General features: G+C 61.1%; 15 protein-coding genes. 7 read left to right on the top strand and 8 right to left on the bottom strand.

What is annotated here, in order from left to right; translation table 11 throughout:
• Positions 1 to 15: 15 nt before the first annotated feature.
• From dnaE to NOM55_RS10335, 5 genes are all read left to right on the top strand, one after another.
• Positions 16 to 3,465: a DNA polymerase III subunit alpha gene (dnaE, locus tag NOM55_RS10355; RefSeq protein WP_255908507.1), complete on the top strand. Its 3,450-nt coding sequence runs from the start codon at positions 16 to 18 to the stop codon at positions 3,463 to 3,465.
• A gap of 51 nt (positions 3,466 to 3,516) precedes the next feature.
• Positions 3,517 to 3,837: a hypothetical protein gene (locus tag NOM55_RS10350; protein WP_255908506.1), complete on the top strand. Its 321-nt coding sequence runs from the start codon at positions 3,517 to 3,519 to the stop codon at positions 3,835 to 3,837.
• A 70-nt stretch (positions 3,838 to 3,907) separates the two neighbouring features.
• Positions 3,908 to 4,129, top strand: a complete 222-nt coding sequence (locus NOM55_RS10345) for a DUF1653 domain-containing protein (RefSeq protein ID WP_120811237.1) — start codon at positions 3,908 to 3,910, stop codon at positions 4,127 to 4,129.
• Positions 4,129 to 5,022, top strand: coding sequence for a histone deacetylase (locus NOM55_RS10340; RefSeq protein WP_255908504.1), 894 nt, complete (start codon positions 4,129 to 4,131; stop codon positions 5,020 to 5,022). The genes NOM55_RS10345 and NOM55_RS10340 overlap by 1 nt, the downstream gene beginning before the upstream one ends.
• Positions 5,023 to 5,342: 320 nt before the next feature.
• Positions 5,343 to 6,080, top strand: coding sequence for a peptidylprolyl isomerase (locus tag NOM55_RS10335; RefSeq protein ID WP_255908503.1), 738 nt, complete (start codon positions 5,343 to 5,345; stop codon positions 6,078 to 6,080).
• A gap of 122 nt (positions 6,081 to 6,202) precedes the next feature.
• Here NOM55_RS10335 and NOM55_RS10330 read toward each other — a convergent pair whose 3' ends face one another.
• Entirely contained in the window at positions 6,203 to 7,141 is a 939-nt protein-coding gene (locus tag NOM55_RS10330) for a diguanylate cyclase domain-containing protein (RefSeq protein ID WP_255908502.1), read from the bottom strand.
• Between the two features lie 394 nt (positions 7,142 to 7,535).
• Here NOM55_RS10330 and NOM55_RS10325 point away from each other — a divergent pair, with 394 nt between their 5' ends.
• Together NOM55_RS10325 and NOM55_RS10320 are read left to right on the top strand one after the other, a co-directional pair.
• Positions 7,536 to 7,793, top strand: coding sequence for an acyl-CoA-binding protein (locus NOM55_RS10325; RefSeq protein WP_047966011.1), 258 nt, complete (start codon positions 7,536 to 7,538; stop codon positions 7,791 to 7,793).
• Positions 7,794 to 8,068: 275 nt separating this feature from the next.
• A complete protein-coding gene (locus NOM55_RS10320; protein ID WP_370687875.1) occupies positions 8,069 to 9,403 on the top strand; it encodes a nucleotide sugar dehydrogenase in 1,335 nt (444 codons plus the stop codon).
• 173 nt (positions 9,404 to 9,576) lie between these two features.
• Here NOM55_RS10320 and NOM55_RS10315 read toward each other — a convergent pair whose 3' ends face one another.
• The 7 genes from NOM55_RS10315 to NOM55_RS10285 form a co-directional block, all read right to left on the bottom strand.
• Positions 9,577 to 9,993, bottom strand: coding sequence for a prepilin-type N-terminal cleavage/methylation domain-containing protein (locus NOM55_RS10315; RefSeq protein ID WP_255908500.1), 417 nt, complete (start codon positions 9,991 to 9,993; stop codon positions 9,577 to 9,579).
• Entirely contained in the window at positions 9,993 to 11,093 is a 1,101-nt protein-coding gene (locus tag NOM55_RS10310; protein WP_255908498.1) for a hypothetical protein, read from the bottom strand. Before NOM55_RS10310 ends, NOM55_RS10315 begins: the two co-directional genes overlap by 1 nt.
• A 10-nt stretch (positions 11,094 to 11,103) precedes the next feature.
• Positions 11,104 to 11,694, bottom strand: coding sequence for a PilW family protein (locus NOM55_RS10305; protein ID WP_255908497.1), 591 nt, complete (start codon positions 11,692 to 11,694; stop codon positions 11,104 to 11,106).
• Positions 11,688 to 12,248, bottom strand: coding sequence for a GspH/FimT family pseudopilin (locus NOM55_RS10300; RefSeq protein WP_255908495.1), 561 nt, complete (start codon positions 12,246 to 12,248; stop codon positions 11,688 to 11,690). Before NOM55_RS10300 ends, NOM55_RS10305 begins: the two co-directional genes overlap by 7 nt.
• A gap of 1 nt (position 12,249) precedes the next feature.
• Positions 12,250 to 12,648, bottom strand: a complete 399-nt coding sequence (locus NOM55_RS10295) for a type IV pilin protein (RefSeq protein ID WP_255908494.1) — start codon at positions 12,646 to 12,648, stop codon at positions 12,250 to 12,252.
• Positions 12,649 to 12,665: 17 nt separating this feature from the next.
• Complete coding sequence (locus NOM55_RS10290; RefSeq protein WP_255908493.1) at positions 12,666 to 12,869, bottom strand: hypothetical protein; 204 nt, start codon at positions 12,867 to 12,869, stop codon at positions 12,666 to 12,668.
• A 305-nt stretch (positions 12,870 to 13,174) separates the two neighbouring features.
• Positions 13,175 to 13,927, bottom strand: a complete 753-nt coding sequence (locus tag NOM55_RS10285) for a DsbC family protein (protein ID WP_120811221.1) — start codon at positions 13,925 to 13,927, stop codon at positions 13,175 to 13,177.
• Positions 13,928 to 13,931 lie beyond the last annotated feature (4 nt).

The following is a 13,931-nucleotide window of genomic DNA, read 5'->3' as shown; positions in this document are numbered from 1 at the left end:
CGCTACAATGGCGCGATGAACTCACCGCGCTTCGTCCACCTCCGCTTCCATTCCGAATTCTCCATCAGCGACGGCATCGTGCGCCTTGATGACGCCGTCAAGCGCGCCGTCAAGGATGACATGCCGGCGCTAGGCATGTCGGACCTGATGAACATCTTCGGCATGGTCAAGTTTTACAAGACCTGCCGCAACAAGGGCATCAAGCCCATCGTGTCCTGCGACATCTGGCTGGAAAACGAGGACGATCGCGACAAGCCGTTCCGCCTGATGCTGATGGTGAAAAACCGCGCCGGCTACGGCCGCCTTTCCGAACTGCTGGCCGCCGCCTACACCGGCAACCAGTACCGCGGACGCGCCGAGATCAAGCGCGAATGGCTGGAGAACGGCGACAACAGCAACCTGCTGTGCCTGTCCGGTGCTCATCTCGGCGATATCGGCGTGTCGTTCACCAACGGCAACCCCGACGAAGCCCGCGCCCGCGCCGAGTACTGGGCGCGCCTGTTCCCCGGCGGCTTCTACCTTGAGTTGCAGCGGCTGGACAACCAGCAGATCGAAAACATCGTGCAGTCCACGCTGTGGCTGGCCGGTGAAACCGGGCTGCCGGTGGTGGCCACCCACCCGATCCAGTTCATGGAGCCGGATGACTTCAAGGCGCACGAGGCGCGGGTATGCATCGCCGAGGGTTACACCCTATCCGACAAGCGGCGGCCGAAGAGCTTTGCCGAGTGCCAGTACTTCCTGTCGACCGACGAGATGCTGGCGCGCTTTGCCGACATTCCGGAGGCGCTGGCGAACAGCGTCGAGATCGCCCGACGCTGCAACATCAGCGTACAACTGGGCAAGAACTACCTGCCGGACTTCCCAACGCCGGAAGGCATGACGCTGGACGACTATCTGGTGCACCTGTCGCGCGAAGGGCTGGAAACGCGGCTGGAAAAACTGTTCCCCGACCCGGAAGTCCGCGCCGCCCGGCGCCCGGAATACGACGCCCGCCTGGAAATCGAGTGCAAGACCATCATCGACATGGGCTTCCCCGGCTACTTCCTGATCGTGGCCGACTTCATCATCTGGGCCAAGAACAACGGCTGCCCGGTGGGGCCGGGCCGCGGCTCCGGTGCCGGCTCGCTGGTCGCCTACAGCCTCGGCATCACCGACATCGACCCGCTGGCCTACGCACTGCTGTTCGAGCGCTTCCTCAACCCGGAACGGGTATCGATGCCCGACTTCGACATCGACTTCTGCCAGGACAACCGCTACCGCGTGATCGAGTACGTGCGCCAGGCCTACGGCGCCGAGGCGGTATCGCAGATCGCCACCTTCGGCACCATGGCCGCCAAGGCGGTGGTGCGCGACGTTGGCCGCGTACTGGACCTGCCCTACATGTTCTGCGACGGCGTGTCCAAGCTGATCCCGGCGGCACCCGGCAAGCAGTACTCGCTGGACGACGCGGTGGAGATGGAGCCGGTGCTGAAGCAGCGGCTGGAAAACGAGGAAGAACTGCGCGAGCTGTGGGAGCTGGCGAAGAAGCTGGAAGGCATGACCCGCAACATCGGCATGCATGCCGGTGGTGTGCTGATCGCGCCGGGCAAGCTGACCGACTTCTGCCCGCTGTACCAGGCGGCCGGCGACGACACCGTGCCGGTATCGATGTACGACAAGGACGATGTGGAGCAGATCGGGCTGGTGAAGTTCGACTTCCTCGGCCTGCGCAACCTGACGATCATCGACCTGGCGGTGCGCTACATCAAGGCGCTGGACCCGAGCTTCACCACCGACATCAACCTGCTGGAATTCACCGACCCGGCCGCCTACAAGGTACTGCAGCAGGCCAATACCACCGGCGTGTTCCAGCTTGAATCGGACGGCATGAAGCGGCTGCTGGAAAAGCTGAAGCCGGACCGTTTCGAAGACATCATTGCGGTACTGGCGCTGTACCGCCCCGGCCCGCTGGGCTCCGGCATGGTCGACGACTTCATCCTGCGCAAGGCCGGCAAACAGGAAGTCGACTACTACCACCCCGACCTGCAGGCCTGTCTCGATCCGACCTATGGCGTGATCGTGTACCAGGAACAGGTGATGCAGATCTCGCAGATCATCGGCGGCTACACCCTCGGTGGTGCCGACATGCTGCGCCGCGCGATGGGCAAGAAGAAGCCGGAAGAAATGGCCGAACACCGCGGCAAGATCGCCGAGGGCGCCAAGCTCAAGGGCTACGACCCGAAGCTGGCGGAAATGCTGTTCGACCTGATGGCCAAGTTTGCCGAGTACGGCTTCAACAAGTCGCACACCGCCGCCTACGCGGTGGTGTCGTACCAGACCGCCTGGCTGAAGGCGCACCATACCGCTGCCTTCATGGCCGCCACCATGTCGTCGGAACTGGACAACACCGACCAGCTGAAGATCTTTTACGACGACAGTATCGACGGCAAGAACGGCCTCAAATTCCTGCCGCCCGACGTCAACCACAGCTTCTACCGCTTTGTACCTGTCGATCGCAAGCACATCCGCTACGCGCTGGGCGCGGTCAAGGGCACCGGCGAATCGGCCGTCGACCACATCGTCGCGGTGCGCAACGCCAGCGGGCCGTTTACCAGCCTGTTCGACTTCTGCCAGCGCACCGACAAGAAACTGGTCAACAAGCGGGTGATCGAATCGCTGATCCGTGCCGGCGCCTTCGACAGCATCGACGCCAACCGCGCCAAGTTGTTCGCCAACGTCGGCCTGGCGATGACCGCTGCCGACCAGGAAGCGGCCAACGCCAACCAGGGCGGGCTGTTCGACATGTTCGACGACGACATCGCCCCCGGCGTGGAAATGGTGGACTGCAAGCCGTGGACGCCGGCGGTACAGCTGTCGGAAGAAAAAATCGCCATCGGCTACTACCTGTCCGGCCATCCGTTCACCGCCTACGAAAAAGAGGTCCGCGGTTTCATCAAGACACCGCTGAACCGCCTTAGCCCCAAGCGCGAACCGCAGCTGCTGGCCGGCTTCGTCACCGGCATCCGCACCAAGGTCGGCAACCGCGGCAAGATGGCCTTCGTGCAGCTGGACGACGGCACCGCGAAGATCGAGGTCAGCCTGTTTGCCGAGGCGGTGGACGCCAACCGCACCCGGCTGAAGGACGACGTGGTGCTGGTGGTGGAAGGCAAGGTCAGCGAGGACAAGTTTTCCGGCGGCCTGCGCATCATCGCCGACAACGTCTACGAGCTGGGCGAGGCGCGCAGCCGCTATGCACGCAGCCTGGCGGTGCAGATGGACAAGCGCCACGACGTCACCACCCTGCGCAACATCCTGACGCCGTACCGCAGCGAGGACGCCGGCTGCCCGGTACGCATCAGCTACAACAACGGCCAGGCGCGCGGCGACCTGATGCTGCCGCCGGAATGGGGAGTGCGCCTCGACGACGGCCTGCTGCTGACGCTGCAGGACTGGCTGGGCGAACAGACCGTCAAGGTCCTCTGGTAATCCGGCGCGCGCGCCCAACGTTGGCCGCACGCCGTCACCAAGGAGCATGCCATGCTGCGTATTGCCACCCTGTTGCTGCTGTGCAGCCTGCCGGCGCTGGGCAACGACCTGTTCATCGGCACCGTCAGCCGCCACGACACGCAGCTGGTACTCACCCGCTGCGATGCAGCCAAAAACCGCTACCTGCTGGTCGATGCCGAGGGCAGTCCCCAGCCGGTGCTGCCGGGCCTGCTCAATGCCGGCCTCGATCCGCAGCGGCCGACCTATCTCGCGCTGTTTGCTAAGTACGATGCGCGCCACGGCCGGGACTACCTGATCGTCAGCGCGGTCAAACACCTGGAGCAGGGGCGCAGCTGCCACCTGCCGGACTGAGCCGCCGGCGACGGCTGCCATTGCGGCCAACCTTGCCCCCTCATCTCATTCGTCTGTCACCGGAGCCGCCATGCCCACCACCGTCGTACCCGGCACCTACCGCCACTACAAGGACCAGCTGTACCAGGTCATCGATGTCGCCACCCACTCCGAAAGCGGCGAGCAGCTGGTGGTGTACCGCCCGTTGTACGGCGAAGGCAAGCTGTGGGTGCGGCCACTGGCGATGTTCTGTGAAACGGTCACCATCGACGGCCACAGCGTGCCGCGCTTCGCCCTGCTCAAGGCCGACTGATGCAGATCTACCGCACCGACCAGTTCCCGCTACCGCTGCCCGCCGGCCACCGTTTTCCGGCAGAGAAGTATGCGCTGCTGGCCCACGCGGTCGAGGCCATCGCCGCCGCACACATGGCCACCGCACCCGCGGCGACGCCAGCGGAGCTGGCCCTGGCCCACGATGCCGGCTACATCCAGGCCATGTTCGACGGCAGCATCGCCCCGGCGATCATGCGCGAGATCGGCCTGCCGTGGAGCGTGGCGCTGGTCGAGCGTAGCGCCCGCTCCGCCGGCGCCACCCTGGCCGCGGCGCGTTCGGCACTGCTGCACGGCCACGGCATCAATCTGGCCGGTGGCACCCATCACGCCAACCGCCAGCAGGGCAGCGGCTTTTGCGTGTTCAACGATGTCGCGGTAGCCATCCGCGTGCTGCAACAGGAAGGCCGCATCCGCCGCGCGGCGGTGATCGATCTGGACGTGCACCAGGGCAACGGCACCGCCGCCATCTTCGCCGGCGACGCCTCGGTGTTCACGCTGTCGCTGCACGGCGCCAAAAACTTCCCGTTTCGCCGCAGCCCGTCGACGCTGGATATCGAGCTGGCCGACGACTGCGGCGACGCGGCCTACCTCGCGGCACTGACGCCGGCGCTGGCGCAGCTTGCGGCCAACTTTGTGCCGGACATCGTGTTCTACCTTGCCGGCGCCGACCCGTACCAGGGCGACCGCCTCGGACGACTGCAGCTGAGCATGGCCGGACTGCAGGCGCGCGATGCGCAGGTACTGGCGCTGTGCGAGGCACGACAGTGGCCGCTGGCGGTGGTGATGGCGGGTGGCTATGCGGAACCGATCAGCGACACCGTCGCCATCCACCTCAATACCGTGCGCGCGGTACTGGCCTGCCAGCAACAGTAGCGGCCGGCGCCAAACCAGGCCCACCGCCAACGCGGCGAACGGTTCTGGCAAGCCCCTCCCCGCTGCTGCCGTTGCCGCGTGGCACGCAACAAGGAAAGGCGAGCCGAGCGTGCTAAGATAGCGCGCAGTTTTACGGGGCCGCCGTCTGGCGACGACCAAACACCGCGCCCGGTCTTGCCGCGTACACCCGGCACAAGGTTGGCCGCAAGCGGTGGCAGAGAAATCGGCGGCGCGGGATTGAGATTCCTGCCGTCAGCCCCACCTGCATTGCACTTATTTCAAAACCGGCACCACGGTGCCACCATCAGACAGGACACCTCATGGCCATCATCGTTAACGGCGTTGAAATTACCGACGCAATGGTACAAGCCGAGCTGGATAACCACGCCGATACACCTAGCCCGCGCGACGCCGCGATCCAGCAACTGGTATTGCACCAGCTGCTGCTGCAAAAGGCACAGGAAAGCGGCTTTGATACCGCCAACGAAGGTCAGGCCATCGGCGCCCTGCTCGACAAGGAACTGCAATTCGTTCCGGCCGACGAAGCCGCCTGCATCGCCTACTACGAAGCCAACCAGCAGCAATTCAAGCAAGGCGACAGCGCCAAGGCCAGCCACATCCTGTTCCCGCTGGGTAGCGGCGACGAGCTGTCCGCCACCCTGGCACGCGCCAAGGCGGAAGGCGTGCTGGCTGAAGTCCAGGCCAACCCGTCGCGCTTTGCCGATCTGGCACGCGAGCACTCCACCTGCCCGTCCGGCAAGCAGGGTGGCGATCTCGGCCAGTTCGGCCGCGGCCAGATGGTGCCGGAATTCGAACAGGCGGTATTCGGCACCGACGCAGGCCAGATCACCCCGAACCTGGTGGAAACCCAGTTCGGCTACCACATCATCCAGGTCAACCAGCGCAGCGAAGGTGGCCAGATCGCCTTTGAAGACATCAAGGATCGCCTGGGGCAATACCTGAACGAAATGGCTGGCCGTCAGGCGATGCACGACTACCTGACCAAGCTGGTCAGCGCCGCCAAGATCGAAGGCTACACCATGCCAGGCCTGAACTAAGCAGCGTCATCCAAACGTGAATGCCCCCGTTACGGCGCTTGCCGTAACGGGGGCATTTTTCTGTGTCATCGCGGCAAGCCTAACACGCTTCCCAAACCCCTTGCCGCACCCGGCCAGCGCCGCTAACGGCGGCAGACCATGTTGCGCCCCTTGCGCTTGGCGCTCAGTAACGCCCGATCGGCACGCAATAGCACCTCATCGAAGTTTTCACCCGGCTGGTGCACGGTCAGGCCGATACTAACCGTGGTTGACAAGTCCTGCTCGCCGGAACTGACCGTCAAGCGTTGCACCGCCTGGTGCAGTTGCACGATGACATCGTTGGCGGCGGCCATGTCGGCATTGCCGAGCACCAGCAGGAACTCCTCCCCGCCCCAGCGCCCGCACAGGTCGTAATCGGATAACGGCGCCGACAGGCTGCGCGCAATGGCGATCAGCACCCGGTCACCGATATCGTGACCGTGCAGATCGTTGAACTGCTTGAAGTGATCGACATCCACCATCGCCAGCGCGTAACTGCCGCCACGCCGATCGATACTCTTCAGGAAATCGAGCAGGCCGCGACGGTTCGCCAGCCCGGTCAGCGGATCCAGCCGCGCCTGCATCGCCAGCTGCGCTTCGTGCTCTTTCTCCAGGGTAATGTCGCGGTGGGCGCCCAGAATGCGCAGCGGCTGGCCGGCGTCATCCCGTTCCACCACCCGGCCACGATCCCACAGCCAGCACACGCTCCCATCCGGGGTCAACGTGCGGTACACCGCCTCGTAGCAGGGCGTCTTGCCGGCAAGGTGTGCGTAGTAGTTATCCAGCACCGCCTGCTTGTCGTGCGGATGCAGTTTGGCCAGCCAGAGGCCGAAGTGCGGCGCCATGTCGCCGATCTCGAAATTCTGGTAGTTGAATACGGTCAAATCGCCGCTTTGCGGACGCCCCTGCCAGATACAGATGCCGGTGCCGTCCAGCGCCGCATCCAGCTTTTCCTTGAGGTGGGCAACTTCAGCCAGTGCCGCAGCCAGCTGCGCTTGCAGCTGCTGCATCTGGTCGGCGGGGGGCGTTGAGCCATCCGTCATTCATCTTCCCTTAGCAGAAACAGTACGATTGCCTGATAGCCGCGGTAACGAGCAACGATCATGCCACGCTACGATACAGCCATTTACTTACAGTAAACCGAGATCGAACCGGCAAGCAGCACAAATTCCATACTTTGAAACAAAAAATTACATATGAATTGAAAGATTCAACAAAAAAAGACGCCCTTACCACTCAACAAGAATGAAACTGCTTAGCACTCTGCTTGGCGACAACAAAAACAAGGCCAGCACAAGCAATCAGGCCATTTTAAAACGATCGTTTCATGGTAGATTATGAGCAGCCTGGCAGCCCAACGTCGCTGCCGCGCAGGGCAAACAACACACCAACAAGCCGGCCACCATAGAGTGCCGCTCACTTTCACAAGGAGTCCACATGTCCGATCTGAAAACCCAGTTTGAACAAGCACAGAAAGATGTCACCACCCTGGCCGAACGCCCGGACAACCAGACCATGCTGCAGCTGTACTCCCTGTTCAAGCAAGCCACTGCCGGCGATGTCACCGGCGAACGTCCGGGCATGATGGATTTCATCAACCGTGCCAAGTACGACTCGTGGGAAAAGCTGAAGGGCCAAAGCGCCGAGGAAGCGATGCAGAACTACATCAATGTCGTTAAATCGCTGATGGCCTGATACACCGCCAGCTCTCGCGCCGCACGACAAACTGCGGCCGCAGCCAGCACAAAGCCAACAAGGCCGGTCATGGGCTAACCATGACCGGCCTTGTCCGCTTTTACCGCATATCGCCAACGCCCAGATCCGTTTTGCCCGCCAAATACGGACAGTCCGTCCCGCCCCCATGCCCGGCCACAGAAAATACGCGGCGAAAGCGTTGCCAAGCTTGTTCTTTTCAGGGGCTGGTAGCACAATTCGGCACTAACTTTTTCCGCTTTTAGACAGTGTCCGTAATGGGTACTGCTTTGTGTATTGGACTCTTGGTGAAACAGAACTTCCTCTCTCGCATTCAGGACAAGTCTGCCGTGATCGGCATCGTCGGACTGGGTTATGTCGGTTTGCCGCTCATGCTGCGCTTTGCCGAAGTCGGCTACAAAGTCCTCGGCTTTGACATTGACAAGAACAAGGTCGACAGCCTGCAACAAGGGAAAAGCTATATCGAGCATATCAGTGCCGACAGCATCCAGCTGGCACGCGAGCGCGGTTTCGAGGCCACCACCGATTTCAGCCGCGCCCCGGAAGCCGACGCGCTGATCCTGTGTGTGCCGACGCCACTGAACAAGTACCGCGAGCCGGACCTGTCCTTCGTCCTCAACACCATCGACAGCCTGGTGCCTTATCTGCGCGAAGGCCACCTGGTGTCGCTGGAATCGACCACCTATCCCGGCACCACCGACGAAGAGCTGCTGCCGCGCATCGAATCGCGCGGTTTCAAGATTGGCGAGAATGCGTTCCTGGTGTTCTCCCCGGAGCGTGAAGATCCGGGCAATCCCGACTTCACCACCCGCACCATTCCCAAGGTGTGCGGCGGCGTGACTGAGGCCTGCCAGGAAGTTGGCGTGGCGCTGTACAGCGCGGTGATCGACAAGGTGGTGCCGGTGTCGTCCACCCGCGCCGCGGAGATGACCAAGCTGCTGGAAAACATCCACCGTGCGGTCAACATCGGCCTGGTCAACGAAATGAAGATCGTCGCCGACAAGATGGGCATCGACATCCACGAAGTGATCCGCGCCGCCGCCACCAAGCCGTTCGGCTTCGTGCCCTACTACCCCGGCCCGGGCCTGGGTGGTCACTGCATCCCGATCGACCCGTTCTACCTGACCTGGAAGGCGCGTGAATACGGTGTGCACACCCGCTTCATCGAGCTGGCCGGCGAAGTGAACTCGTCGATGCCGGACTACGTGATCAGCAAGATCGCCGCAGCACTGAACCAGCGCAAGAAGGCGATCAACGGCAGCAAGATCCTGGTGCTGGGTATCGCCTACAAGAAGAACGTCGACGACATGCGTGAAAGCCCGTCGGTGTTCCTGATGGAAAAACTGCGCGATCTGGGCGCCGACATCAGCTACAGCGACCCGCACGTACCGGTGTTCCCGAAAATGCGCGAGCATCATTTCGAGCTATCCAGCGTGCCGCTGAGCGCCGCAACGTTGGCCGCATACGACTGCATCCTGTTGGCCACCGATCACGACCGCTTTGACTACGAGCTAATCAGCAAGCATGGCGACCTGATCGTCGACAGCCGTGGCAAGTACCTGCAGGCGGCTGCCAATGTGGTCAAGGCGTAAGCCACTAAATTGGAGCGCAGCTTGCTCCTTGTTGCAGCCTTCCGGCCACAAGAAGCAGGCAACAAAATAAAAGCAGGGCGTAACTGACCGTTACGCCCTGCTTTTATGATTGGCAATATCTCGAATTTTTTGCGATAGCCGGCACTGGCAGACGAATTAAAGCAGCCGCCTGTTTATGGAATCGTCACCGGCGTGGCACTGACATTACTGATGCGGGTTGACAGCACGATATTCTGCGACTGGTTTTTATTGTCCGTCCATGTAACGGTCACGCCGACATCCTTGTAAGCCAAACCGCCACTGGCGGTAGCAACCGACCAGCTGCGCTGATAATTGGCGCTACTACCACTGGAGCTGGCGGCAGTAACCGTATCTGTTGCCGACACCAGACTGGCGTAACTTTGTCCCCTTAATTCTTCCAGCTTCTTCTCCGCCAGCACTACCGCTTCGCTGCGCTGCTTGGACAGGGTATTGGCATTCAGTATCGCGCCATACATGCTGCCGATGGCGAGCAGGCCACTGGCCAGCACGATGATCGTAATCAACATCTCCAGCAAGCTGAAGCCGGTTTGGTGACCAGCACGGGTCATCAGAAGTCTCTCCATGATGCGGCCAACTTGGCAAAGGTTTGCGCAGTACTGGTAGTCGTGGTTGGTGGCAGGGTAATTACACCGGAACCACTACTAACTGACCAACCGGTAAATTCCGCATTTGCATTTAATTTTCTAATAGTACCATCCGCAACCATACTGCCATGAATTTCAACGCCACCCCAGCCATTATCAACACAGGCATTGGCAAAATAAACAAGTCCATAGATTACTACTTGGCCATTTATTTTAGGGCAGCCAGCACCTGTATCAAAAATCAAAATAACCGGGTCACTTGCCGTACCCAGACTCTGATGCCATGGGTCAGGGGGCGCTACAGTACCATCATAAAAATAAATTTTTTGATAATCAGCTGCCGCCTTCATTTGTGCCTTGGTCGTATTCGGGAATACAAAATCCCATGCATCCCCAGCAAACGCACCATAACTAATGGTGCCGCCATTCAAATCCAAGTGGCCAATCTGGATATCACTGGAATTGGTAGATGATGTCGCAATGGCAACACCGCCGATCGTACTCGGATAAACATCGGGATTACCGGTAACTTCCAGCAATTGCCCCTTGATCACAATCGGCGCGACACTGGCAATATTCAGCGTATTCGGTGTAGTCGTTGTCACCGTGGTGGTGCCAAGGCGGATACGCTGGCGGATGGTGGCATTGGCGTCCCCGCTGGCAGCCGCACTCACCTCCAGAATCGTCGGCGTCGCTGAGTTGCGCCACAGCGATACCGCCACCGTGTAACCACCGATAGTCTGGCTGCTGACCGAAGACGGGAACGATGCCGCCGTCGCTTTCTGGTTGGTGCCAGCCGGGCCGGCAGCATCAGTAGTCCACGCCAGACTGCTGGTATTGCTGCTGTTGACCAGCCACGCCATCGAGTGCTCCACGCTACCGCGGGCCGCTTCCATCGCCTTCGACTGGTACAGCTGGTTGTTGCCGGTCTTGATCTCGAACAGCATGCCAGAGCTGGTATAAAACACCATCAGGCTGGCAAGAAACAGCACCACCAGCGACATGGTCAGCGTGGCCATACCTTGCTGCCGCCGTGATGCGAGAATCATGATTGCGTTGCGCATAGTGCAGCCCTCAATTGAAGGTAAGCGGGCCATTTTCCAGCTTGACCGTTTCCGTCAGCGTCTGCCTGACCTCGCTGGCATTTTTCAGCTCGCCCACCAGAGTGATGGCGATGGTGCCGGAGGCGCTACTGGGCACAAAGCTCAGGGCACTGATATTGGTGACATTATCATCGGTCACTGCCTCCCAGACATTGTTGGCCCCCGGGGTGCAGCTGTAACTCGAACCACTGCTGCGCATGTACACCGCGCCGCTCGCCCGCAAAAAGCCGTACTGCACATCGCTGGGCACCGTGGCCGATGCCGTGGCATTGCGGTCATAGCTATACAGCACGCAGCCGGCGGTCGAAGTGGTCATGGTCTGGAACGGGTTGGTGCCGGACGCGGTGCTGGCCCAGTACCCGGCACGCCGCAGCTCGCGGCTCATCAGCATCATGGTGGCGCGCATTTCCTGGTTCAGGCGGATCGCCTTCAGCGTGTCGCTATTGCTGCGAATGTTGTTGATCAGGAAGGTGGTCAGCCCCAGCATCAGTATCAGGCCAATGACCAGTGCCACCATCAGCTCGATCAGGGTGAAGCCGCGCTGCCGAGTAGGTTTCAACATGCCGGATAAGTCCCCGTTAGCCCGACGCCCGCCGGCGCGCAGACACTGATGCGACCAAGCAGCGCCAGGTTTACCTGCGCCTGCTTGCCCTGCGCCGACTCCATGATCACGTGACCGGTACCCAGCGCCACACCGCGCACCGGGTCGAATCCGGTCTTGTTGCCGCTGAAACTGATCCCCGCCGAAGCCGGGATCGACACCTTCTGGAAGTCCAGGTAATCCACCCGTTTCAGCGCGCAATAACCGGTACTGGAACTGGCCACCACCGAACAGTCACAAGCCGTCGCCCCCAATACCATGCCGTAGCACCAGCTGGCACCACTGCTGAAGCTGATCTGCACATTCTGGTTGTTGCGGATGGCTTCCGAGCGCGCATACTGCATGTCGCCATAAATGGCATCGGCCACCGCCACCAGGCGGCGCTTGTCGATCTGCTCATTCAGCACCGGCACCGCCATCACCATCAGGATGCCGGTGATGGCCAGCACCACCACCAGCTCGATCAGGGTAAAGCCCCGGCCAACACCTGCTGTCGTACAAGCCGGACGCTTCATGTCACTTGCTCCAGCACGCGCTAGGCGTGGTGGTAATGCTGCCTGCCGCTTGCTGCAGCTGGATCGCGGTGCAGTCGGAATCTGTGGCCTGCGATTTGCCGGACACCGCCGTTGCCGTCACCACATAGCCGGTGGCGGTGGCGCTGCTGACGGCGATGGTGTAGTAGCCGCTCTCGGTCGTCGCCGGCATGCCGATATCGGTGAGCGACCCGTAGCTGGTGTTGTTGCCGCGATACTTCTCCTGCGCAAACTGGACCGCGCGAATTGCCACCGTCGCATCGGTACGCCGGCTTTTCTGGATGTAGCCGGAATAGGCCGGCATGGCAATCGCCGCCAAGATGCCGACGACCGCCACCACCAGCAGCAATTCAATCAGGGTAAAACCTTTGCTTGTCGTCATCGATTTTTTTATAAACGTCATAAATTGCGTTCAATTCCGGTTGAATGCGAAGCATCACGCCGCAACAAGCCATAGCGGCAATTGAAATTTCTATAAAACAGCTTTAAAAACAATGTTCTCACTGCAGCAGTGTAATGAATTTTGCCAGCTTGAGCGTAAAACAGCAGCAAAAATGCGTGGCCACCGCCGAAAACCGGCCACCAGGGCGTAGCTTCATCCACAGCGCGCAGCGGGTTTATCGGCAACAGCCGGCCCGGAATCCGCCCTCGCCCCTTGCCGCCGCTGTTTTCAGCCTAGTTGTCCCGTCATCATTGTCAACGGTGATTTAAAAGCACCCGTGCTGGTGCTACAAATAGCAACAAGCCAGCCAGGATAATTAATATGCATAAATTAGAATGCGGCATTTCCTGATTCAGCAATCCATGCATTTGAAATAAACAGCACCCAAGCAAAACGGGAAAGCCTTGCCGCACAGTCGATCACGATGCCGGCAAACACTTTCCCGTCCTCGCACGGCTAGCGTGCTTTATTTTGCCGCCAGATGACGCTCGATCTCGGCCAGCGGAATGGCGCCGGCCACCAGCTCGCCGTTCGGGAACACCAGCGCCGGGGTGCCGCTGATGCCGAGGCGTTCGCCCAGCGTCGCGATTTCAGCCAGCGGCGTCGCGCACTTGTCGCTGCCGCTCAGCGCCTTGCCCTGGCGCATGAAGCCCAGCCAGCTTGCCGCACGATCACTGCTGCACCAGATCTGGCGCGATTTGCGCGGAGCATCCGGGTGCAGCTGTGCCAGCGGGTAGAGGAAGGTGTACACCGTCACGTTGTCCAGCTGGCTCAGCGATTCGCGCTCCAGCTTCTTGCAGAACGGGCAATCCGGATCGGAGAACACCACCAGCTTGCGCTCGCCCTTGCCACGCACTTCCTTGATTGCCTTGTCCAGCGGCAGCTTCGCCCATTCCACGGTCACCTTGTTCAGCTCCGCCAGCCGCTCTTCGGTGACGCTGGTGCGGGTCTTGGTGTCGATCAGGTCGCCGGTGATCAGGTGGTCTACCTTGGCGTCGGTATACACCACGCTGTACTGCGCGCGCCCCTGCTGTTTCATCTTCACCACCACCTCGAACAGCCCCGCCACCGGCGCAGGCTGCACGCTGCTGACCTCGTGCTGCGGGAACTTGCTCTTGAAGGCGGCGCGCACCTGATCCGGCGTTTCGGCGGAGGCGGAGCAGGCCAGCAAGGGCATCATCAGGGTGGCGAGGGCAAGACGGCGCATAGGCAGAATCATGGTT

Origin of the sequence: Vogesella sp. AC12 (assembly GCF_024437575.1) — a bacterium.
Classification (GTDB): Bacteria; Pseudomonadota; Gammaproteobacteria; order Burkholderiales; family Chromobacteriaceae; genus Vogesella; species Vogesella indigofera.
Note: the sequence above shows the minus strand (reverse complement) of the source record. Positions and strands in the feature narration are given on the sequence as shown.

Excerpts from the sequence above, each read along its gene's own strand:
- NOM55_RS10350 (WP_255908506.1), top strand. The coding sequence starts at position 3,517 with ATGCTGCGTATTGCCACCCTGTTGCTGCTGTGCAGCCTGCCGGCGCTG.
- NOM55_RS10295 (WP_255908494.1), bottom strand. The coding sequence starts at position 12,648 with ATGACGACAAGCAAAGGTTTTACCCTGATTGAATTGCTGCTGGTGGTG.
- NOM55_RS10320 (WP_370687875.1), top strand. The coding sequence starts at position 8,069 with ATGGGTACTGCTTTGTGTATTGGACTCTTGGTGAAACAGAACTTCCTC.
- NOM55_RS10340 (WP_255908504.1), top strand. The coding sequence starts at position 4,129 with ATGCAGATCTACCGCACCGACCAGTTCCCGCTACCGCTGCCCGCCGGC.
- NOM55_RS10330 (WP_255908502.1), bottom strand. The coding sequence starts at position 7,141 with ATGACGGATGGCTCAACGCCCCCCGCCGACCAGATGCAGCAGCTGCAA.
- NOM55_RS10285 (WP_120811221.1), bottom strand. The coding sequence starts at position 13,927 with ATGATTCTGCCTATGCGCCGTCTTGCCCTCGCCACCCTGATGATGCCC.
- NOM55_RS10300 (WP_255908495.1), bottom strand. The coding sequence starts at position 12,248 with ATGAAGCGTCCGGCTTGTACGACAGCAGGTGTTGGCCGGGGCTTTACC.
- NOM55_RS10325 (WP_047966011.1), top strand. The coding sequence starts at position 7,536 with ATGTCCGATCTGAAAACCCAGTTTGAACAAGCACAGAAAGATGTCACC.
- NOM55_RS10315 (WP_255908500.1), bottom strand. The coding sequence starts at position 9,993 with ATGACCCGTGCTGGTCACCAAACCGGCTTCAGCTTGCTGGAGATGTTG.
- NOM55_RS10305 (WP_255908497.1), bottom strand. The coding sequence starts at position 11,694 with ATGTTGAAACCTACTCGGCAGCGCGGCTTCACCCTGATCGAGCTGATG.
- NOM55_RS10345 (WP_120811237.1), top strand. The coding sequence starts at position 3,908 with ATGCCCACCACCGTCGTACCCGGCACCTACCGCCACTACAAGGACCAG.
- dnaE (WP_255908507.1), top strand. The coding sequence starts at position 16 with ATGAACTCACCGCGCTTCGTCCACCTCCGCTTCCATTCCGAATTCTCC.
- NOM55_RS10335 (WP_255908503.1), top strand. The coding sequence starts at position 5,343 with ATGGCCATCATCGTTAACGGCGTTGAAATTACCGACGCAATGGTACAA.
- NOM55_RS10310 (WP_255908498.1), bottom strand. The coding sequence starts at position 11,093 with ATGCGCAACGCAATCATGATTCTCGCATCACGGCGGCAGCAAGGTATG.